Consider the following 21,105-nt stretch of genomic DNA (forward strand, 5'->3'; position numbering starts at 1 on the left):
GGGAGACGGCATGGGGTATCCGAACGAACAGTCAGACGGTCCGGACCCGCCCGCCGGGGCGGCGGTGGTCTCCGCCGAGGTCGCCGATCTGTATCAGTGGGTGCTGCAGCGCGGCTTCGCCGACATGGCCGACTGTGCCGCCGCGGCCGAGGTGCTGGATTCGCCGGTCAGCGTCGTCCAGGCACACTTCGCGACCCTGCTCGGCCTGCGCCTGCTCCGGAGATCACCGAACCGGGACAGCATCGTGATGCCGGCGAGCCCGGAGGTGGCCATCGCCGAGCTGGTCGGCCCGATCGAGGTGCGGATCCGGCAGCACCAGCGGTCGGTGCAGGCCCTGAAGGCGGAGCTGTCCCCGCTGCAGAGCCTGTACTACGAGAGCCGGCGGGCCCGGAACAGCCGCGAGGCCATCGACGTCATCGAGGACGTCGACCGGGTCCGTGCCACCCTGGCCGACATCGCCCGCCGGTGCACCGTCGAGGTGTTCAGCGCCCATCCCGGCGCCCTGTCGGAGGCGGCCATCGCGGAGTCGGTGCCCCACGACACCGAGCTGATGGGGCGCGGTGTGCGGATGCGGACCGTCTACCAGCACTCCGCCCGGGTCAATCCGCGGATGCGGGAGTTCCTGCACACCCTCACCGAGGCGGGGGCGGAGGTGCGTACCTGTGAGGAGATCGCGGACCGCATCATCATCCTGGACCGTGAGGTGGCGGTCATCGCCAGCCGGGCGACCGCCGGCGGGGCCGTCGTGGTGCGCGAGCCGTCGGTGGTCGACTACCTCTACCGCGGGCTGGAGCAGTGCTGGTCGTCGGCGCTGCCGCTGATCGACGGGTCCGCGTTCACCGCCGGGTACGGCGTCGCCGGTGACGATCTCAAACGCGCCATCCTGCGGATGCTCGCGGCCGGCGCCAAGGATGACCACATCGCCCGCCGGCTCAGCATCTCGGTACGGACCTGCCGGCGGCACATCGCGGAGCTGATGGAGGAGCTGCAGGCCGCCAGCCGGTTCCAGGCGGGGGTGCTGGCGAGCAGCACCGGCCTGTTGACCGACCCGGCGTCGTCCACGCCCGGACCGGCCGCGGACGACGCCGCCTGAGCGTCACGCCCACCACACGACCCCCCACGCCGGGCCGGGGTCGCCGAGCAGCGCGTCGGCCGCCACCCGGGCGCCGAGCAGGCGCAACCCCAGCCGGCCCAGGCACCGCTGCACGTCCTGCCGCAGCCCGTTCAACTCGGGCGCCGAGAGCTCCTGCAGCATCGGGTCGGCGGTCGGGTACCGGGGGTCGCGGGCCGTGCCCGGTACGGAGGTCGCGAGCCGGACACGCGCCTGCGTGAGGGCGTGGCCGGCGGCCTCCGGCGCGGTGCGTCCCCAGGCGGCGGCGACCGGGGCGCCCGAGGAGGAGTGGAAGACCCGGGCGATCCGCCACTCGCCGTCGAGATGAGGCGCCCGGCGCACCGCCACCCGCACCGTCCCGCCGGGGACGGGCACCTGCTCGGACCCGGTGTCGTACGTGGAGAGCAGCCGCAGACCGCCGTCGAGCAGCCAGTGCAGCTCGGAGGCCCCGGCGGCGCCCACCAGCAGCCGGCCGCGGGGAGCAGCCGGCCCGAGGCGGGTGGACAGCACCCGTACGCCGGCCAGCAGGGCCCGTGCGGACGCCGTCGCGGGATCCGGCCCCCAGCCGAGGCTGTGCCGTGCCGGCGACCCGATGATGTGCAGCCGGGCGGTGGCCGTCCCGTCGATCGGCGGCGGCTCGCCCGGCACGGGCGCGAACAGGCCGGAACCCGGGCTGGTCAGCCGCGCGAACGCCGCCGGGAGCACCGCCCGGTCGCCGGGTGGGGCGGCCGGCACGTCGGACAGGCTCCGGATCCCGGTCCAGCGGGTCCGCCCGGTGCCCGGCAGCCGCGGGAAGAGTGTCCGCTCCGCCCGGCTGTCCACGATGGCGGCGGTGCCGGGCGCCGCCTGCCGCAGGTGCTGCAGCGCCTGCTCCACCGCCGTGCCGGCGGGCGTGGCCACGCGATCCCGCGCCGTTCCCCACCCGGGCGTGCCGTGCCACTGCACGGCGCGCTCCACCAGTGCGGCGTGCTTGTGCTCGGGGCCGAAGCGCGGCCCGACGACCACCACCTCGCCCGCGACGGTGAGCGGCAGAGCCGTCCGGTTCAGTTTCACGCGGTTGTCCCCAATTCGGGTCGACCGGCGGGCGACGCCATTCTACGGATCCGTCAGTCCCATGCCGTCGAACCGGTCACGGCCATGGCGGCCGGAATCACATAAATGGCGGTGGCCACCAGCAGGATGAGTGGGCCCAGAAATCGTCGCTGCATGTTTTTCTCCATCCCCCGTGAATGTTGTACGCAGAATGGTGACAGCCGGCCGGATGCGGCACCAGTGGCAGTTAGCTGCACGGCATGTTCCTGCCGCAGTGCCCGGGCGGGCGAAGCTGCCGTGCAGCTTGCTGACACCGCGCGGCCCTTGAGAGCCCACCGGCCACCCCGCAAGACTGGCATCAGCCCGAACGGCATTCATCCCGCCGTTCGAAAGTCCCCAACCGTTCACCCGGCGCATGCCCGGGATCTTCGGCTTCGCCGGGGACATGTTCGTGAACATTCGTCAACGGCTTTTCGAGCCAGCTTAAAAAAGGAGCACAGAATTGAGTAGCAAATTGGCGGGCAGGGCCGGATACCGGCGTGTCCTCACGGTGGGAGTGTCGGCGGCACTGGGCACATCGGGGCTGTTCGTCGCAGGTCCGGCGCAGGCCAACCCCGAGCCCGGGCCCGGGGTGTCGACGCGGGCGGCTCTCGCCGCCGCGGCGGCGGCCAGCTGCGGCAGTCAGGCGGTCACCAACGCCGACGACGGCTACCTGATCCTCGGCGAGACCGCCAACCTCCAGAAGGCGCCGTACGCGGCCTGCGGCACCTACGCCAGCGCCCCGGCCGGCACCAAGATCTGGACCTGGTGCGCGGTGGAGAACGACTACGAGAACACCTGGATCTGGGGCCGCATCGACGGCACCCAGACGTACGGGTGGGTCTACATCGGCAACGCCAAGGAGCTGGTGGAGAAGCCGACGGCCAACGACGGCTGGTGCCCGAACGAGCGGCCCGCGAACACCGACGAGATCGACGGCGCCGACAAGATCGTCGAGGTCCGCCCCGCACCGGACGCCGACGACGCGCTGCCGGTCGAGGAGTTCGACCCCGCGACCGACGTCGACGCGACGGTCCCGCCGGTGGGTGGCGCGGAGAAGGGCACCATGCCGGAGGACGACTACATCGCTCCCGAAGGTGACACGGAGAACGCCCCCGACGCCGGGGTCCAGTCGATGGCCGCTGCCGCCGCGGCCATGAAGTACGGCGCGCCGATCAAGCGGTCCAAGGTCATCGCCCGGGCCAAGAACTGGTACGGCCGCAACGTTCCGTACAGCCAGTCGGCGTACGCGTGGGATGTCAACAAGGGCAAGAAGTTCCGCACCGACTGCTCGGGCTTCGTGTCGATGGGCTGGGCGCTCAAGAGCAGCCGTAATACCCGCACCCTCGACGAGGTCTCGCACCGCATCAACTGGTCGAGCCTGAAGCCCGGCGACATGCTCCTGCGCAACGGCCACGTCCAGATGTTCGAGAAGTGGGCCAACAAGTCGCACACCTCCTTCTGGATCTACGAGGAGGGCAGCACCAAGTCCGACATGAACCACTACAAGGTGAAGGTCAGCCGGGCCAAGAGCGGCGGGTACAAGCCGTGGCGGTACAACAAGATCCGCGACTAGAGGACTGACGCGCAGCACGACGCCAGGCGGGCCGGGGCATCCCCCGGCCCGCCTGGCGTCGTCGGCGTCGACGGCGCTGGGGAACCAGATGATCTCCAGGTGGGTGACGGCGTCGCTGTCGGTGGTCGTGTACTCGAACTCGGCGGTGTGCCCGCATCCCTCGTACCGGCCCGCGCACCCGGTCCGGTCGATGGCCGCGATCCGGGTCAGATCGTCGTCACCGACGCGCATCGTGACGTCGGGGAAGATGCGCGTCGTCAGGACCACCGCGTCATCGTTGTCGTTGTCGTTGTCGATGAAGGCGACGATGCCGCCCAGGATGAGGGTGGTGCTCACGCACAGGGCCGGGACGATCCGGTCCTCGGTGAACGGCCGGCTGACGAGCAGGCCGAGGACCAGCAGCACCGTGCCCACCACGATGGCGCCGACCCCCCACAGCATGCCGTCGCCGAGGGCTTCCGCGCCGTCACCGCTCATCCGGTCCCGCGGATCGGGCATCATCAGGAACACCAGCGCGAACGTCACGGTCCCGAGCGCCAGCAGGACGATCCGCCCGCGCGGGCCGTGGCGGGTCGCGCGGCTGACGCCGCCTCTTCCTCGCAGACATAGCCGCCCGATGATACGGAACGATCTTCCGCGTTCCGGAGGGTCTACTTGACGGTCAGGAACTTGGGGTCGCTGTGGCCGCTGATGGCCCGCGCGTCCCCGCTCAGCGCGATCTGAAGGCGATACCGGCCCGCCTTCTTCGGCGTGAAGGACACCGTGGCCCTGCCGTTGCGGTCGGCTGTCGTGACGTCCAGCGTGCGCCAGCCGGGCCCGCCCGGATAGTCGTGCCACTGCAGCGCGACCGTGCGGGGAGCCGGGTCGACGGCCAGCACGAACGTGACCTTCTTGCCCCGTACGGCGGTCTGGTACGTGGTCCAGCCGTGCACGCCGGCCTGTACGGGCGGTCCGAGGACCTCACCGGAGCAGCCTGCGAAGAGATCGCCGGCGGCGATCGTGAACCGGAACCGGCTGGTGATGTGCGCCTTCGCGGTGTACGTGAACCGGCCGTCGAGATCGGTGCGCACGGTGCCGGACGGCATCCAGTTCGCGGCCCCGGCGGGCTTCTGCTCGACGGTGAGGACCTCGACCGCCCGCAACCCGCGTCTCACCGAGCCGCTCACGTAGATGTTCGCGCCGTGCGGGTAGGAGCCCAGGCGTCCCTGCTGGTGCGAGTACAGGAAGACGGTCGTGGGAAAGGGGCCGCCCTCCGGGTGCCCGCCACCGGGGGTGATCTCCGCACAGCTGGTGTAGTTCCCGTACTCCGTCGACTCATGGGTGATGTAAGGGATGTTCGGCGAGCCCGGTGTGCCGGCCGCAGCCGGTGACGCGGTCGCGGCGAGCAGGGCAGCGGTCAGGGCCGCGGTGACCGCACGCATTCTCACGGCCACGATGATCGGCGGCCGCGACGGCGGGTTGAGCCGTGCGGTTCGAGAACACGAGAGGCCGTGACCCGCGGGAAGCGGGCCACGGCCTCTGATCGCGAACGGTCAGGTCATCGCGCGGTCGCGGCGCGGACGATCAGGTCGGCGACCGGGCGCGGGTTCGACACCCCGACCGCGTGCGACGCCTTGCGGATCTCGACGGTGGCGCGTGAGCCGGCCCGGGCGGCCATCCAGCGCTGCGCCTCGACCGGGATGTTGCGGTCGGCGCCGGCCAGCAGGAACCAGGACGGGATCGTCCTCCAGGCCGGTTCGCCGGAACCCTCGCTGAGCGCGGCGTCCCGGATCGGCCGCTGCGTGACGGCCATCAGCGCGGCCTGCTGCTTCGGCACGTCGGCGGCGAACTGCTGCCGGAACAGGTCCGGCCGGATGGACAGGTCGGTGGTGCCGTCACCGAGCGGGACCGGGGCGAGCGTGTCGCCGAGGGTGCTGCCGGGGAACTCTCCGGACAGCTCGAGGGCGCTCTCACCCCTGTCCGGTGCGAACGCGGCGATGTAGACGAGGGCCTTGACGTCCGGGTCGCCGGCGGCGGCGTTGGTCATCACCGCGCCGCCGTACGAGTGACCGGCGAGCACGATCGGGCCCGGCACCGAGTTGATCACGGTGCGCACGTACGCGGCGTCGGAGCTGAGCCCGCGCAGCGGGTTGGCGGCCGCGACGACCGGGTAGCCGCGCTGCTGGAGCCGCTCGATGACGCCGGACCAGCTGGCGGAGTCGGCGAAGGCGCCGTGCACCAGCACGATCGTCGGCTTGGCCGGGGCGGGCTTGCCGGCGACGGCGGCGGTGGAGCCGGTGAGGACGAGGGCGGCGGCGAGGGCCACCACTCGGGAGATGCGGACGCGCATGATGCTCTTCTCGGTCAGTGGGGAAAGGACGATGGTGGGTTTCATGGCAGGGCGTTTTCAGTGCATGGATGGAGAGACTGTGGCCGGGGAACACCACGGCGGGCACTGCACGCCGTGGACAGTCGGTGTGGTCACGACGCGATCTCGACCTGGAGTTCCACCTCGACCGGGCTGTCCAGGGGCAGGACCGCCAGGCCGACGGCGGAGCGGACATGGATGCCGGCCGGGCCGAACACGTCGTGCAGGAAGGTGGAGGCGCCGTCGAGGACCCGGGCCTGCCCGGTGAAGGACGGCAGCGAGGCGACGAAACCGGTCACCTTGACGACCCGTACCACCGCGTCGATGCCGACCAGGGCGTCCACCGCCGCGAGAGCGTTCAGGGCGGCGGTACGGGCCAGGTCGGCGGCCTGGGCGACGTCGACGGTGTCGCCGACCTTGCCGGTGACCGGCAGGATGCCGCCGACGAAGGGCAGCTGGCCGGACGTGTGGACGTGCCTTCCGGATCGGATCGCCGGCGTGTAACCGCCGACCGGTGTGGCGACGTGCGGCAGTGTGATGCCCAGCTCGGTGAGCCGGTCGTTCCAGGTACCCATGGTGTCCCTCTCGGTGACGGGCGGCTCTGCTGCGCCCCTCGTTGATCTCACCTGGACTCAGCCGCGGGGAACACGCGAGACCGCATGCAGAAGCACTTCCGCATGTGCGGTCAGCGCGGCTCCGCGGCCTCTTCCTCGGCGAGCCGCTCGCGGGCGAACAGGCGGATCAGGTTGTGGAAGCGGTACCTGCCGTCCCCATGCGCCTGCAGCAGGCTCAGCTCGACGAGCTCGTCGAGGGCGTCCTCGATGCCCTCCGGGTCGGCCGGGTCGAGGGCCCGCGCGCACCGCGCGTCGAAGTCCGCACCGGGCGCCGGCGACAGGCGGCGGAACAGCCTGCGCGCCTGCGGGGACAGCTGGGTGTACGAGAGGCTGAACGCGGCGGCGATCCGCAGGTCCCCGGCGATGAGCTGGTCGAGGCGACGGTGTTCGCCGGACAGCCGGTCGGCCAGGTGCCGCACCGTCCACTGCGGCCGGCTCATCAGCCGGTTACCGGCGATGCGCAACGCCAGCGGCAGCCTGCCGCACAGCTCGGCCACCTCGGCGGTCGCCTCGGGTTCCCGGTCGCCGATGATGCGCCGCAGCATCGTCGCCGCGTCGCCGGCCGGCAGCTGCGTGAGGTTGAGCCGGTGGACGCCCTCGAGGCCGGCGAGCAGCCGGCGGCTGGTGACGACGGTCAGGGACGGTCCGGGGCCCGGGAGCAACGGCCGGACCTGCGCCTCGTCCGCGACGTTGTCGAGCACCACCAGGACGCGCCGGTGCCGCAGCAGGTCCCGGTACAGTCCGGCCCGGTCCGTCTCGTCCGCGGGGATCTCGTCGTCGCGGACACCGAACGCGCTGAGCAGCCGGGCGAGGGTCTCCGCCGCGCCGGCCGGGCGGGCGTCCATTCCCCGCAGGTCGGCGAACAGGGTGCCGCCGGTGAGGACCGTGCCGAGCAGGTGTGCCGCCTGGACGACGAGGGTGGTCTTCCCGACCCCGGCCGTCCCGGACACCGTCACGACCGGCGCGACCGCCGGCGCCGGCTGGGCCGTGGCAGCGGCCCGGCGCAGCTGCGCCAGCTCCCGGCCGCGGCCGGTGAAATCGGGCACCGGGCGCGGTAGCGCACAGCAGCCGGCCGGCACGGCAGCCGTGGGCTTCGGGCGCCCGGCCCGGGCCGCGGCCAGAAAGGCGGGCCGGTCGGCCTCGGGCAACTCCAGCGCGTCGGCCAGGGCCTGGACGGTACGCCGTTGCGGCGCGACACTGCGCTCGCGTTCCATGTCGCTGATCGCGCGGGCGCTGACGCCCGACCGCTCCGCCAGTTGCTCCATCGTCAGCCCCGCCGTGTGCCGGTGCTCCCGCAGCCGGCGGCCGAACGTGTCACTCATCGGTGGGGCCGGACGTTCTTCGCCGGATCCGGCAGATCGGCGCGCTGAACTCGACGCCGTCCTCGCCGACCAGGTGACGCAGCCGCCCGATGTCCAGGAACGCTTCGCCGAGCGGATGGGCGAGCAGGCGGCTGAGGGCCGTGCAGTACTTCGCGATCGCGTTGCGGCCCGGCATGGTGATCGACAGTTCCTCGCCGGCCGCGTACCCCCGCACCTCGCAAGCCTGCGGCAGGGTCAGGGCCGTGACGTCGTCGCGGACCGCGACCTGAACCAGCCAGACGGGCCCGCCACCGCCGGGGGCGAGCACCCGCCACGGCGTGCCGACCGGCGTCGCGCCACTCGATTCCACCACCGTGACCAGGTCTTCGGTAGCGGTGGTCAGGACCGCCTCGGACGGCTCCCACTCCTGCTGCAGCGGAGTGGCGGGTACGCGCATCGACACCACTGTCATCGCCGGCACAGGGCGCACCTCCGGCTCCGGCGGTGTCGCCAGCAGGTCCCGGGCGGTCCGGAGCGCCTCGTCCTGTTCCTCCCGCTGCCGTTGGACCGCGGCGGTGTGCTCGCGCAGCAGGGCGGGCGCGGCGTCCGGTTCGCCGAGCGCCCGCCGAACCTGCTGGACGCCCAGGCCGGCCTGCCGCAGCACGGTGATCAGCATGGCCTGCTCGACCTGGCCGAAGGTGTACGAGCGGTAGCCGGTCTGCTCGTCGACCCGGGCCGGGACCAGGAGACCTTCGGCGTGGTAGTACCGCAGGGTCTGCGCGGACAGGTGCGCCATCTCGCTGAATTCCTTGATCGACAACATGGTGTTCAGCGTGCCCCTTGCAGTGGCCACAAGGTCAAGCCGCCGGGGCGCGCGGAGTCGGGTCGCTGCGGCATCTCGCCGAGCACGCCGGCGAACAGCGCGTCGCGCAACGCCACCTCGCGCGGGTCGTCCCACAGGTGGAAACCGAGCCTGTTCATCCCGTACGCGAAACCGATCCCGGTCTCCGGGTCGGCGAAGCCGAACGAACCGCCCAGACCCATCGTGCCGAAGGCGGTGCCGGCGGCGGACCCGAACCGGAACGCCGGAAACGGCTTGACGTATCCCAGCGAGTACTGGGTGGGCAGCCGCAGCACCTGGTCGGCGAGCCCGCGGGACGGCGGCCGCGCCGGACTCGTCAGCGCGTCCAGCGTCGGCGCGGTGAGCCCGAGCCCGGCGCCACCGGCCGCGGCGTCGCCGTAGAGCCGCGCGATCGACCGGACCTGCCCGATGCCGTTGACGGCCGGGATCTCGGCGGCCTGCACGTCCGGCCGGTTGATGTTCTCCGGGACGCCCAGCACCTTCGGGTTCTGGAACGCGCGGGCGGTCAGGCTCCGCGGGTTCGCGAACGCCCACGCGAACGCCGGTGGCATCGCGGTGATGTGCAGCATCATCTGCCAGGTGCGGAAGCCGTGGATCCGGGCGATGCGGGTACGGTCCACGTCCTCCGGCAGGCCGATGTGGAAGTCGAGGTCCAGGGGCGCGGCCACCTCCTCGGCGAAGAACCTGCCCAGGTGCCGGCCCTGCGGGTCGACCCGGCTGACGAGCTCGCTCTCGTACCAGCCGAGCGTCTGGCCGTGATAGCCGTGCCGCTCCCCCGGCGTCCAGGCCGGCCGCTGTTCCGCCAGCGCCGCGGCCAGCGCCGCCGACCCGGACAGGTCGGCCAGATCGAGCGGGCGGTCGATCACCGGCAGGCCTGCCTGGTGGGACAGCAGCTGACGTACGGTGATCTCCGCCTTGCCCGCCGCGGAGAACTCGGGCCAGTAGGCGGCCACCCGCTCGTCGTAATCCAGCAGCCCGCGCGCGTGCAGCACCGCGACCGCCATCGACGACACACCCTTGCTCGTCGAGAAGACCGGCACCATCGTGTCGCTGCGCCACGGCTCGCGGGTCACGCCGTCGCGGTAGCCGCCCCACAGGTCGACCACCTTCCGGCCGTCGCGATACACCGCGCAGGCGGCGCCGATCTCCCGCCCCCGCTCGAAGTTGCGCCGGAACGCATCGGCCACCGGGCCGTAGCCCTCCTCCACCTCACCATGAACCTCGACCACCGCGATCTCTCCTCCTTCGTAGGACACCGAACGGTGGCACGGGGCACAGGGCCGTGCCAGGGATCGGCGGTCCCTGGCAGCGGCACCCTAAGATCGCCGGGTGAATCGCGAAGAGCTGGCAGACTTCCTGCGACAACGCCGGGCGGCCCTCACCCCCGCCCACCGCACGGCCCGCCGGACCCGCGGTCTCCGGCGCGAAGAGGTCGCCGAGCGCGCCTACATCTCGATCGACTACTACACCCGCCTGGAGCAACGGCGCGGCCCGCGGCCGTCCCCCGAGGTGGCGTCGGCGCTCTCCCGGGCGCTGGATCTGACCGTCGACGAGCGCGACCACCTGTTCCACCTGATCGGGCACAACCCGCCCCAGCAGACCGCCGTCGCCGACCGGATCGATCCGGGGCTGCGCCGGGTGCTGAACGCGCTCGACGGCAACCCGGCGATGATCATGTCGAATCTGGCGCACACCCTGGTGCAGAATCCGCTGGCGCGAGAGCTGTTCGGCGACCAGACGCACTACACCGGCCTGAACCGCAGCGGCTACTTCCGGTGGTTCATGATGCCGGAGGAGCGCGGCATCTACCCGGCGGACATCTACGCCGGGCAGAGCGCGACCTACGCCGCGGCGGTGCGGGCCGCGGCGGACCTGGAACCCGATCCCGCCGAGGCGGAGCAGATGATCGCGACGCTGCTGGCCGGGAGTGCCGAGTTCCGCGGCCTGTGGGACGACCACGAGGTACGGCTGTGCCGGCAGGAGACCACGTCACTGCTGCACCCGGCGGCCGGCCGGGTCGACCTCGACTGCGAGGTCGTGTTCAGCCACGACCGCCGGCAGCGGATGCTCGTCTTCACCGCCCGTAACGGCGCGGACCTGCGGCACCTGGTCACCGCCGGCCAGCCGGTGGGATGACGCCTTCCGCCCGTAACGCGGCCAGCAGCGGCGGCAGGCAGACGGCTGCCGTCCGGGCGTACCCCGCCGCCGACGGGTGGAAGCGGTCGGCGCCGAACATCCGCGCCGGATCAGCCTCGAAATGGGGGTTGAGCAGGGCGGCCAGGGAGATCGCACAGCCACCGGCGGCCTCGACCTCGGCTGTCTGCGCGGCGGCCAGCAACCGGCTGCGCAGGGACGCCAGCCAGCGCAGCGGCGGCCGTAGCGGCGGGATGATCCGCAGGTCCGGGCAGGTGCCCACGATGACCTGACAGCCGGCGGCCCGTAACTGCCGGACCGCGTCGCCGAGATATCGGGCCGCCGCCCCGAGCGGCGCGAACCGGGTGACGTCGTTGCCGCCGACGAAGATGACAGCGACATCCGGCTGGTGGATCAGCGCGGCGCGCACCTGATGGGGCAGGTCCGCGGACATGGCGCCGACGAAGGACGGCTGGTGCAGCCGTACCGGCCGGCCCGCGTGGCGGGCGAGGGCGGTGCCCAGCAGGACGCCCGGGGTCTCCCGCCGCTTCCCGGCCCCGTAGCCGGAGGCGAAGGAGTCCCCGAGCACCGTCATGATCAAGGGCGGGCCGGGAAGCCGCGCGCCGATCAGTCCCTCCGCCCGCGGCGGCGGCTGCATGGCGACGGGGATGACGCGCTGCACACCGCGGGCCTGCCCGGCGATGACCACGACCGCAGCGACCAGCACAGCCATCACCGCCCCGAACACCGCGCCGATCAGCACGGTCACCGGCGAACACCGGGATCGATTCCGGCATTCCGGGCGTCACGTGGTCGCACCGGGGGAATGCGGCGCCGCATGTGTTTCTCCGTTCGGCTTCCGGCACGAAGGCGGCTTCCGCCGCGGACGCCGAACGATCGCAGGGAGGAACGGGGCCGTGCCAGGGACTGTCGATCCCTGGCACCGGCGCGACCGCCCTGCCGGATTCCGGCAGGGCGGTCGTGGTGCGGCGGGGTCTCGCCGACCTCGACATCCTTGATCGGCTTGTGGCTGCCGTCGGCCAGCAGGACCTCGGTGTCCGGGTCGAAGCTGTGCAGGCAGCCGGCGGCGCGCGGCGGCGGCCCGTTCTTGATGCCGCTGCCCTTGGGGGCGGTGGCCGGGGCCGGTTTGGGGCCCTTGGGCACGCTGACGCTCTTCGGACCCCTGACCGGCAGGACGGCGGTCAGCAGGTCGAAGGCCTGGCGGGTGCGCTGCCGGGTGGGGTTGCCCTCGTCCTCGGCGTACTCGGCGTTGAGCAAGTCCTCCAGCTTGTCGCGGTCCAGCATGGTCTCGGCGCGTTCCTCGGTGCGCTGCTGGGCCTGCTCCTTCTTCTCCGGATCGGTGCCGACACTGGTGGCCGAGGCGTCGTCGGCGTCGGCGTACGCGTCGAGCAGTCCCTTGCCGGTCTCGACGATCGCCTCGCCGGCCTCGGACAGGACGTCGAGCAGGGATTCGCCGGTGGGGTCGATGGCGTTGAGGACCCGGCCGTCGACGTAGCCGTACGGCGACATGGCCGGCTCGCCGATGGTGGCCTTGACCGGGTCGGTGCCGGTGAACGTGCCGGTGCCGGCGTCGTACATCCGGGCCCGCATGAAGTAGTCGCCGCCGGCGGTCGGATCCTGGTACTGGCCGGTGAACCTGAGCGGGTTCCCGGTCGGGGTGACCGTCACCCCGGCCTGGGCCGGTGAGGTACGGAGCAGACCGTACGGGTCGTAGTCGTAGACGGCCTGGACGTCGCCGTCACCACCGACCAGCGCGCTGGCACCGCCCAGCCAGTCGTGGACGTACACGCTCGCGGCGCCGCCGTCGCGCAGCGCCAGGGGCTCGCCGGTGGCATTGTGCACGAAGGTCCGGGAACCGGATCCGTCCCGGTCGACCGCGATCCGCGGCAGCCCGTCGTACCCCTGACTCCGAGGGGCCAGGAAGCTCCACTTTACTTACTGGAAAGTTTACTTAATATTGGCGGATAGTTATGCACGTCACTCATCGGACCTTGGAGAAGCTCCTTGCTGGTTCGTCGAACGTTGAGCAGATCCGCCGCGCTCGCGGCCCTTGTCCTCGCGACCGCGGCAGCCGTCGTCGGCCTTCCGCTGACCTCTGACGCCGCCGTCACCGACCACAGCGCCTGCCGGCCGGACGGCATGAAGCCGACCCCCGGCGTCGACACGCCCTACTGCCTGGCGTACGACACCGAGGGCCGGGAAACGCTCGGCGCCGACCACGGGCGCCGCATCATCGGCTACTTCACCGGCTGGCGCACCGGCGCCAACGGCCAGCCGTCCTACCTGGCCAAGGACATCCCCTGGCAGAAGGTCACCCACATCAACTACGCGTTCGCGCACATCGACGCGCAGCACAGGATCGCGGTCGGCGCCGAGGCGACCGGCCTGACCTGGCCCGGTGTGGCCGGCGCCGAGATGGACCCGGCGCTGCCGTACCAGGGGCACTTCAACCAGCTCGGCAAGTTCAAGAAGCAGCACCCGGACGTCAAGACGCTGATCTCGGTCGGCGGCTGGGCGGAGACCGGCGGCTACATCGACGCCTCCGGCGAGCGGATCGGCAGCGGCGGTTTCTACACGATGACCACCAACACGGACGGGTCGGTCAATCAGGCGGGCATCAACACGTTCGCCGACTCCGCTGTCGCGTTCATCCGGGCGTACGGCTTCAACGGCGTGGACATCGACTACGAGTACCCGAGTTCGATGAAGGACGCCGGGCACCCCGACGACTTCGCGATCAGCAACGCCCGCCGGGCCGGCCTCAACCGCAGCTATCACGTGCTGATGAAGACCCTGCGCGAGAAGCTCGACGCCGCGGCCGCCCGGGACGGCAGGTACTACCTGCTCACCATCGCGTCGCCGTCGTCCGGCTACCTGCTGCGCGGTATGGAGAACTTCAGCTCCCTGCAGTACCTGGACTACGTCAACGTCATGTCGTACGACCTGCACGGCGCGTGGAACGAGTACGTCGGCCCGAACGCCGCCCTGTTCGACGACGGCAAGGACGCCGAACTCGCCTCGGCGAACGTCTACAGCGCGGCGCAGTACGGCGGTATCGGCTACCTGAACACCGACTGGGCGGCCAAGTACATGCGCGGCGCGATGGCGGCCGGGCGCATCAACATCGGCGTGCCGTACTACACCCGCGGCCACAAGAACGTGACCGGTGGCACCAACGGGCTGTGGGGCCGGGCCCGGGCCACCGGCACCTGCCCGAAGGGCACCACGGCCTGCGGCGACGGCGCGCGTGGCATCGACAACCTGTGGCACGACCTGGAGAACGGCAAGGAGGTCGGGGCCGGCTCCAACCCGATGTGGCACGCCAAGAACCTGCAGAACGGCATCACCGGCAGCTACCTCGGCGCGTACGGGCTGACCCCGGCCACCGACCCCGAGGACAAGCTGACCGGCACGTACACCCGGCACTACGACTCCACCCTGGTCGCGCCGTGGCTGTGGAACGCCGAGAAGAAGGTCTTCCTCTCCACCGAGGACGAGCAGTCCCTGGGCGCCAAGGCCGACTACGTGGTCGACCGGGGCCTCGGCGGCGTGATGATCTGGGAGCTGGCCGGCGACTACCGCCTCGACAGCGCCAAGGGTGAGTACGTCATCGGCGACACCCTCACCACGACGCTGTACGACAGGTTCAAGTCCGCGAGCAAGGCGAACGTCGTCAAGGCCACCCGGGCGATGCCGGCGCAGCGTCTCGACGTCTCGATCGAGCTGGTCGAGTACGCCCTCGGCGACAACAACTACCCGATCAACCCGAAGATGCGGATCCGGAACAACTCGGCGGTCACCATCCCGGGCGGCGCCGAGTTCCAGTTCGACTACCCGGTCGCCGCGCCCGCCAACCTGAGCGACCAGTCCGGCGGCAACACCCGGATCATCAGCAGCGACCACACCGGCCCGAACGTCGGCGGCCTCAAGGGAAGCTTCCACCGGGCGTCGTTCACGCTGCCCGGCTACCAGAGCATCCCCGCCGGTGGCAGCATCGACATGGCGATCGTCTACCAGCTGCCGATCTCCGGGCCGTCGAACTACACGGTGACGTTCGGTGGGACGTCGTACGCGCTGACCACCGACAATCCGCGCGGCGCGGGCACGACGCCCAGCGGATCACCGTCGGTTTCGGTCTCCGCCAGCGCACCGGCCTGTGCGGTGGCCGCCTGGGTACGCGCCACGGCGTACACCGCCGATCAGCAGGTCTCCCACAACGGCCGCAAGTGGACCGCCAAGTGGTGGACCCAGGGTGAGGAGCCCGGATCGGCCGCCGCCTGGGCGGACGCCGGGACCTGCCAGGCAGGCTCGCCGTCCGCGTCGGTGAGCGTGTCGCCGAGCGGCCCGGTGACCTGCATGGTCGCCGCCTGGAACCGGTCGGCGACCTACGTCGGCGGCGCCCAGACCGCGCACCAGGGCCGCAAGTGGACCGCCAAGTGGTGGACGCAGGGTGAGGAGCCCGGGTCGGCGGCGGTCTGGGCGGACGCCGGCGCCTGCTGACGGGTTGACGGGGCGGCCGTCGCATCGCGCGACGACCGCCCCGGTCGTTTTCGGTCAGGCGAAGGTGTTCCAGCCGCTGCCGATCAGGCGGCCGGTGCCGTACGGGGCGGCGTTGTTGCCGCTGTGCGCGTACAACCACAGGTTGCCGTCGGGGTGGGACCCGACGATGTCGGCCTTGCCGTCGCCGGTGACGTCCGTGGCCAGCACCCGGTCGAAGCCCTGCCAGCCCGACCCGACGACCGCACCGAGGCCGTACGGGGCGGCGTTGTCACCGCCGTGGGCGTACAACCGCAGCACCCCGTCCGAACCGGCCGTGACGATGTCGGCCTTGCCGTCACCCGTCACATCCGCGGCACTGACGTGCGAGAAACCCGCCCAACCCGTGCCCACCTGACGGCCCGTGCCATAGGGAGCGGCGTTGTCACCGCTGTGGGCGTACAGCAGCAGCGTTCCGTCCGAGGTGACGCCGAGGATGTCGGCCTTGCCGTCACCGGTGACATCGGCGACCGTCACGTGCCGGAACGACGCCCAGCCACTGCCGATCACCCGGCCGGTGCTGTACGCGGCGCTGTTGTCACCGCTGTGGGCGTACAACACCAAGGACCCATCGGAACCGACGCCCACGATGTCGGCTTTACCGTCGCCGGTGACATCGGCCAGCCGGAACAGGGAGAACCCCTGCCAACTGGTGCCGACGACCCGGTTCGGGCCGTACGGTGCAGCGGCACCGGCTCCGTTGTTCGTGTACAGCGCCAGCGAACCGTCGGACCGCCTGCCGACCAGGTCGGCGAACCCGTCACCGGTCACGTCACCGGCCGCCACCCCGCCGCCGGAGCCGTTGACCAGCGCCCCGGCGATGACGGCGGCGTCAGCGGCCTCGGGCTCGTACCGGCTCGGGTACCCCGACACCTGCACCGCCTGCGCCACCTGGCCGACCGGCCGGGTCCGCCAGGAGCCGTCCGGGTAGAGGCTGAGCATCTTGTTGAGGAACGCGTTGGTCGCCCAGGACGGGTCGAGGCGCTGCTGCCGGCTGCCCCACGACGCCCGCTGCTGGAACAGGCCGAGACTGTCGTGGTCGACCTCCTCGGAGATGTTCTCGAGCGTCGACTCCACGATGACGGTGGCCGTCGCGATGGTGGCGGCGCGGCGGTCCAGCCCGCGGGCCTGCACGGCGGTGGCGACGGCGCGGGCGCAGGACACCCGGTAGCCGGTCAGGTGGTTGCGCATCTTGGCCTGCAGTTGCGGGTTGAGGGAGGCGGCGAGAGCGTTGTCGGCGGCGGTCACGCCCGCGGGGCTGCAGGCGACGGTGGCGTAGGCGTGCGCCGGTGCGGCGGTGCCGGTCAGCAGTCCGGCGATCAGGGCGGCGGTGGCGAGGGCCGTGGTCGCGCCCCGCCGGTGGAAGAGGCTGGTCATGTCCGTTCTCCGTTCGGGGTGCGGGGTCAGGCGAAGGAGTTCCAGCCGCTGCCGATCAGGCGGCCGGTGCCGTACGGGGCGGCGTTGTTGCCGCTGTGCGCGTAGAGCCAGAGGTTGCCGTCAGGGTGGGAGCCGACGATGTCGGCTTTGCCGTCGCCGGTGACGTCGGTGGCCAGCACCCGGTCGAAGCCCTGCCAGCCCGATCCGACGACCGCGCCGAGGCTGTACGGGGCGGCGTTGTCACCGCCGTGGGCGTACAACCGCAGCACCCCGTCCGAACCGGCCGTGACGATGTCGGCCTTGCCGTCACCCGTCACATCCGCGGCACTGACGTGCGAGAAACCCGCCCAGCCGGTGCCCACCTGACGGCCCGTGCCGTACGGGGCCGCGTTGTCACCGCTGTGGGCGTACAGCAGCAGCGTTCCGTCCGAGGCCACACCGAGGATGTCGGCCTTGCCGTCACCGGTGACATCCGCGACCGTCACGTGCCGGAACGACGCCCAGCCACTCCCCACGACCCGGCCCGTGCTGTAGGCGGCGGCGTTGTCACCGCTGTGGGCGTACAACACCAAAGATCCGTCCGCGCCGACCGCGAGAATGTCCGCCTTCCCGTCACCGGTGACATCCGCGGCCCGGAACAGCGAAAACCCCTGCCAGCTCGTGCCGACGACCCGGTTCGGGCCGTACGGCCCGGCGGCCCCGGCTCCGTTGTTCGTGTACAGCGCCAGCGAGCCGTCGGACCGCCTGCCGATCAGATCCGCGAACCCGTCACCGGTCACATCGCCTGCCGCCACCCCGCCGCCCGCCGAGCTCTGACCGCAGTTGTTGCTGGTGTCGTAGTAGCTGTTCCGGCGGGCGTCGTCGGTGATGTCCGACGGCTGGCCGTTGAACCACGCGTGCACCGCCCGCCAGCTGCCGTCGATCTGGTTCTGCTGCTCGTAGTGCAGGTGCGGGCCGCTGGTATTGGTCCCGGTGTTGCCGGTGTTCGCGAGGTGCTGGCCCATCTGGACGCGGGCCCCGTCGGCGAACTGGTACGAGTTCGCCTGCAGGTGCAGGTAGAGGGTCCGCCAGCCGTTGTCGTGCAGGATGCTGACCTGGTAGCCGCCGCCGTTGCTGTGGCCCCGGTAGGCGGTGCCGGCCGCCGACGCCCGCAGCGGCGTTCCCTCGGACGCGCTCATGTCGATCTCGTAGTCGCCGTGGCCGCCGTACGTGCCGAGCTGGATCCGGGCGCCGCAGGCGAACGGCAGCTGGAACACCGGCCGCGGGCCGGCCGCGGCGACCGCCCTCTCGGCGGCGCGCGGCGCCGCCTCGTCCAGGCCGTCCGGGGTGAACGGATCGGCGGCGGCGGGGGACGCGGCGGCGGCCACGAGGGCGGTGACGGTGGCGGTCAGGACGGCGGCCATCCGGGCCGTGGTACGGGTCATGGGGCACTCCTCGGGTGGGGTGTCTAGGGGTTGTCCGCCGGTTGGGGCTGAGCCACAGTCAACGCATCGACATCCGTCCCTGAAAGGGTTCCGGGACGGGATGGGATGGGACGTAAGCACTGGCAGGGGCGTTGCCCGGCGCCGGGACGCGGCGCCGGGACGGGACGGCTTCACAGGGGAAGCACAATGCGGATACCGGTCAGGGAAGCGACGCTCGACGAAGCACTCACCGCGCTGAAGAGGCGCAGCGGCCGCAGTTTCGAGTCGATGGCGAAGAGACTGGCGGTCAGCAAATCCGCCCTGCACCGGTACGCGTCCGGCGACGCCGTTCCGGCGCGCTGGTCGATCGTGCGGTCGTGGGCTCAGGAATGCGGCGCCACCGACGAGGAGATGGCCGAGCTCGAACGGCTGTGGGAGAACACCGTCGCGGGACTGCCACTACCCGCGCGGGCCCCGGCGCAGGAGCCGGAGCCGCCCCGGGCCGCCGGTCGCGCCCGCCTGTGGTGGCTGTTCGCCGCCGGTGTCGCGATCACGCTCGTGTTCGCCGGGGCGGGCGTCTACACCGCGGTCAGCGCGTCCGCGGGCGGCGGCTCCTGCGAGAAGCGCACCGGGGTACGCCACGTCGACGCGCGGCAGGCCGGGCACGTGTGGGACACCGATTTCGTGTGCGACAACGCCGACGGCACGGTGCTGTACGCCGAACCGGAGGGTTCGCGGCGCGTCGCCGTGATGGAGACCGACCGCAGCTGGTTCGTGTGCTGGACGTCGGGTCACGACGGGACGGACGTCTGGTACTACACCCGCGGCGACCGCGCCGAACCGGGCGCCGAGCAGCAGTGGGACGGCTGGGGCTACGTCGCCGGCGGCGATCTCACCGCGCCGGTGCATCCGCCGGCCGGCATGCCGGCGTGCGCCTTCGGTTGAGAACGTGACGCGGGCACCGGCGCATACGCCGGTGCCCGCGTCGGGACGAACGGTCAGTCGGTGAGGACGATGGTGGAGATGCTGCGGGCCGGGACGGACACGGTGACCTGGCCGCCGTTGACCTTCGTGGGCTGGCTCGCGGCGTTGGCGGTCAGGGACGTCGCGTAGTACTCCGCCTTGCTGATGTTCTGCGCGGTCTGGACGACCGCGTTCGGGACCGCGGTGGCGGACCGGTTCAGCACGACCAGGGTGGTCCTGCCGCCGCCCCGGTACGCGGTGATCTCCAGCGGGGAGGCCTTGCTGTTCTTGGTCAGGGCGACGCGCTGGTAGCCGGGTCGCACGTACTTCGAGAACTGGGAGAAGGCGTAACCGCGCTTGAGCGGGGCGCCGGCGGTGGTGCCGTACGCGGCCTCGCCGTCACCGATGAACGAGTAGTAGCGCTTGCCGTACCACCAGATGTAAGCGCTCCAGTTGGACTCCATCGACTTGTGGACCGTACGCATGATGTCGTCGAGGGTCTCGTTCCAGACCGTCTGGTTGCCGGGGTTCCCCCAGATGTTGGAGCCGTTGCCGTCCGCCTCGTGGAAGTTCCACTCGGTCATCCACACCGGCTTGCCGTTCTGCGTGGCGAGCGGGTAATCCTTCAGGCGGCCGGATTCCTCGGCGCCGTAGAGGTGGCCGCCGATGTAGCCGACGTTGGCGCGGGCGGTGGCGTCGTTGAGAACCGGGTCGGTGTAGCCGTAGTTGAAGTTGACCGCCTCGGCCACCATCAGCTTCGTGTTCCGCACCTTGGCGCCCTGGTCGCGGACGAAGTTGCGCAGTTCGGTGCCGCTCCAGTCCATCGAGTCGTAATCGGGGTGCCAGTCGGGCTCGTTCTGCACCGACGTGACGTCGACGCCGACGCCCTGACCGCGCATGTACTGGACGTAGCTGTTGAGGTGGTTGGCGTAGTCGTCGTAGTAGTCGGTCTTCAGCTTGCCGCCGTTGATCCGGCTGTTGTTCGTCTTCCACGCGGCCGGAGCGGTCCACGGCGAAGCCAGGATCTTGACCCCTGAGCCGTACGATTTAGCGGTCTTCAAGGCGTTGACCTGGGTGCCCCACTCGCCCGAGACCGGGGAGACGCCGGTCCGCACGATCGACAGCCCGAGCTGGTCGGCGCCCAGGCCGACCAGGGTCTGCGTCTCGGCGGTCGACCACGCGCCGCCCCAGATCGACACCGCGGCGCCGAAGCCGTCCACGGTCTGGTACTTGGTGGCGGTGTTCACGGTGACATCCGGCGCGGCGCTGGGGCCGGTGCTCGGCGACGAGGTCGGTCCCGACGTCGGCGTGGTGCCGCCGGTGCAGGCGACCCCGTTGACGGCGAAGTTCGCGGGTACGGGGTTGCTCGTGCCCCACGTGCCGGTGAAGCCGAACGTGGCGGTGCCGTTGGTGGCGATCGCGCCGTTGTAGGCGGCGTTCGTGGCGGTGACCGCGGCCCCGCTCTGGGCCACCGTCGCGTTCCAGGCCTGGGTGACGGTCTGCCCCGCGCCGTAGGACCAGGTCAGGTTCCACGCGGTCAGCGGATCACCGAGGTTGGTGACGGCGACGTCGGCGTTGAACCCGCCCTGCCACTGCGAGGACACGGTGTACTTCACCGCGCAGCCGGCGGTCGCGGCGCCGGCGGGCAGGGCCACGACGGCGGCGGTGGAGGCGAGGAGCGCGCCGGCCGATATCAGGACGGCGGTCTTGGCGCGAGGTTTTCGCATGGTGCGGCTCCTGGAGGGGATGAGAAATGCGGGGGACATTCCTTTTGTACGGCGCACGAATGC

At 71.5% G+C, this 21,105-nt stretch carries 18 protein-coding genes; 6 read left to right on the top strand and 12 right to left on the bottom strand.

Going from position 1 to position 21,105, the window contains the following annotated elements:
• The first annotated feature begins 10 nt into the window (after positions 1-10).
• The gene (locus ACZ3II_RS31685; protein ID WP_465522166.1) at positions 11-1,093 is read left to right on the top strand and encodes a helix-turn-helix transcriptional regulator; all 1,083 of its coding nucleotides are present in this window, start codon (positions 11-13) and stop codon (positions 1,091-1,093) included.
• A gap of 3 nt (positions 1,094-1,096) precedes the next feature.
• Here the strand turns inward: ACZ3II_RS31685 and ACZ3II_RS31690 are convergent, their stop codons facing one another.
• Entirely contained in the window at positions 1,097-2,164 is a 1,068-nt protein-coding gene (locus ACZ3II_RS31690; protein ID WP_465522168.1) for a hypothetical protein, read from the bottom strand.
• A 481-nt stretch (positions 2,165-2,645) separates the two neighbouring features.
• Here ACZ3II_RS31690 and ACZ3II_RS31695 point away from each other — a divergent pair, with 481 nt between their 5' ends.
• Together ACZ3II_RS31695 and ACZ3II_RS31700 are read left to right on the top strand one after the other, a co-directional pair.
• Positions 2,646-3,758 carry an NlpC/P60 family protein gene (locus ACZ3II_RS31695; RefSeq protein WP_465522170.1) on the top strand — a complete coding sequence of 371 codons (1,113 nt, stop codon included), beginning with the start codon at positions 2,646-2,648 and terminating at the stop codon, positions 3,756-3,758.
• Positions 3,759-3,857: 99 nt separating this feature from the next.
• Positions 3,858-4,367, top strand: a complete 510-nt coding sequence (locus ACZ3II_RS31700) for a hypothetical protein (RefSeq protein WP_465522172.1) — start codon at positions 3,858-3,860, stop codon at positions 4,365-4,367.
• A gap of 41 nt (positions 4,368-4,408) precedes the next feature.
• Here ACZ3II_RS31700 and ACZ3II_RS31705 read toward each other — a convergent pair whose 3' ends face one another.
• The 6 genes from ACZ3II_RS31705 to ACZ3II_RS31730 form a co-directional block, all read right to left on the bottom strand.
• A complete protein-coding gene (locus ACZ3II_RS31705; RefSeq protein WP_465522174.1) occupies positions 4,409-5,185 on the bottom strand; it encodes a hypothetical protein in 777 nt (258 codons plus the stop codon).
• A 110-nt stretch (positions 5,186-5,295) separates the two neighbouring features.
• Entirely contained in the window at positions 5,296-6,087 is a 792-nt protein-coding gene (locus tag ACZ3II_RS31710) for an alpha/beta fold hydrolase (protein ID WP_465522176.1), read from the bottom strand.
• Positions 6,088-6,218: 131 nt separating this feature from the next.
• Positions 6,219-6,680: a RidA family protein gene (locus tag ACZ3II_RS31715; RefSeq protein ID WP_465522178.1), complete on the bottom strand. Its 462-nt coding sequence runs from the start codon at positions 6,678-6,680 to the stop codon at positions 6,219-6,221.
• Between the two features lie 110 nt (positions 6,681-6,790).
• Positions 6,791-8,041, bottom strand: coding sequence for a helix-turn-helix domain-containing protein (locus tag ACZ3II_RS31720; RefSeq protein WP_465522180.1), 1,251 nt, complete (start codon positions 8,039-8,041; stop codon positions 6,791-6,793).
• Entirely contained in the window at positions 8,034-8,843 is an 810-nt protein-coding gene (locus tag ACZ3II_RS31725; RefSeq protein WP_465522182.1) for a MerR family transcriptional regulator, read from the bottom strand. Before ACZ3II_RS31725 ends, ACZ3II_RS31720 begins: the two co-directional genes overlap by 8 nt.
• Positions 8,844-8,848: 5 nt before the next feature.
• Entirely contained in the window at positions 8,849-10,111 is a 1,263-nt protein-coding gene (locus ACZ3II_RS31730) for a serine hydrolase domain-containing protein (protein WP_465522184.1), read from the bottom strand.
• A 100-nt stretch (positions 10,112-10,211) separates the two neighbouring features.
• Between ACZ3II_RS31730 and ACZ3II_RS31735 the strand changes: the two genes are divergently transcribed.
• Positions 10,212-11,018 (top strand): helix-turn-helix transcriptional regulator, encoded by an 807-nt coding sequence (locus ACZ3II_RS31735; RefSeq protein WP_465522186.1) that lies wholly within the window; start codon positions 10,212-10,214, stop codon positions 11,016-11,018.
• Here ACZ3II_RS31735 and ACZ3II_RS31740 read toward each other — a convergent pair.
• Positions 10,993-11,784 (bottom strand): SGNH/GDSL hydrolase family protein, encoded by a 792-nt coding sequence (locus ACZ3II_RS31740; RefSeq protein ID WP_465522188.1) that lies wholly within the window; start codon positions 11,782-11,784, stop codon positions 10,993-10,995. The genes ACZ3II_RS31735 and ACZ3II_RS31740 overlap by 26 nt on opposite strands.
• The gene (locus tag ACZ3II_RS31745; protein ID WP_465522190.1) at positions 11,781-12,878 is read right to left on the bottom strand and encodes an RHS repeat-associated core domain-containing protein; all 1,098 of its coding nucleotides are present in this window, start codon (positions 12,876-12,878) and stop codon (positions 11,781-11,783) included. Before ACZ3II_RS31745 ends, ACZ3II_RS31740 begins: the two co-directional genes overlap by 4 nt.
• Before the next feature lie 180 nt (positions 12,879-13,058).
• On the opposite strand from ACZ3II_RS31745, the gene ACZ3II_RS31750 reads away from it, so the two are divergent.
• Positions 13,059-15,536, top strand: coding sequence for a chitinase C-terminal domain-containing protein (locus ACZ3II_RS31750; RefSeq protein WP_465522192.1), 2,478 nt, complete (start codon positions 13,059-13,061; stop codon positions 15,534-15,536).
• A gap of 54 nt (positions 15,537-15,590) precedes the next feature.
• Here ACZ3II_RS31750 and ACZ3II_RS31755 read toward each other — a convergent pair whose 3' ends face one another.
• Positions 15,591-16,949: an FG-GAP-like repeat-containing protein gene (locus ACZ3II_RS31755; RefSeq protein ID WP_465522194.1), complete on the bottom strand. Its 1,359-nt coding sequence runs from the start codon at positions 16,947-16,949 to the stop codon at positions 15,591-15,593.
• A gap of 26 nt (positions 16,950-16,975) precedes the next feature.
• A complete protein-coding gene (locus ACZ3II_RS31760) occupies positions 16,976-18,373 on the bottom strand; it encodes an FG-GAP-like repeat-containing protein (RefSeq protein ID WP_465522196.1) in 1,398 nt (465 codons plus the stop codon).
• Between the two features lie 186 nt (positions 18,374-18,559).
• Between ACZ3II_RS31760 and ACZ3II_RS31765 the strand changes: the two genes are divergently transcribed.
• A complete protein-coding gene (locus ACZ3II_RS31765; RefSeq protein WP_465522198.1) occupies positions 18,560-19,297 on the top strand; it encodes a helix-turn-helix domain-containing protein in 738 nt (245 codons plus the stop codon).
• Positions 19,298-19,350: 53 nt separating this feature from the next.
• Here ACZ3II_RS31765 and ACZ3II_RS31770 read toward each other — a convergent pair whose 3' ends face one another.
• Positions 19,351-21,042, bottom strand: coding sequence for a cellulose binding domain-containing protein (locus ACZ3II_RS31770; RefSeq protein ID WP_465522200.1), 1,692 nt, complete (start codon positions 21,040-21,042; stop codon positions 19,351-19,353).
• Positions 21,043-21,105: the final 63 nt, after the last annotated feature.

The organism is Actinoplanes sp. NPDC019969, assembly GCF_055562375.1.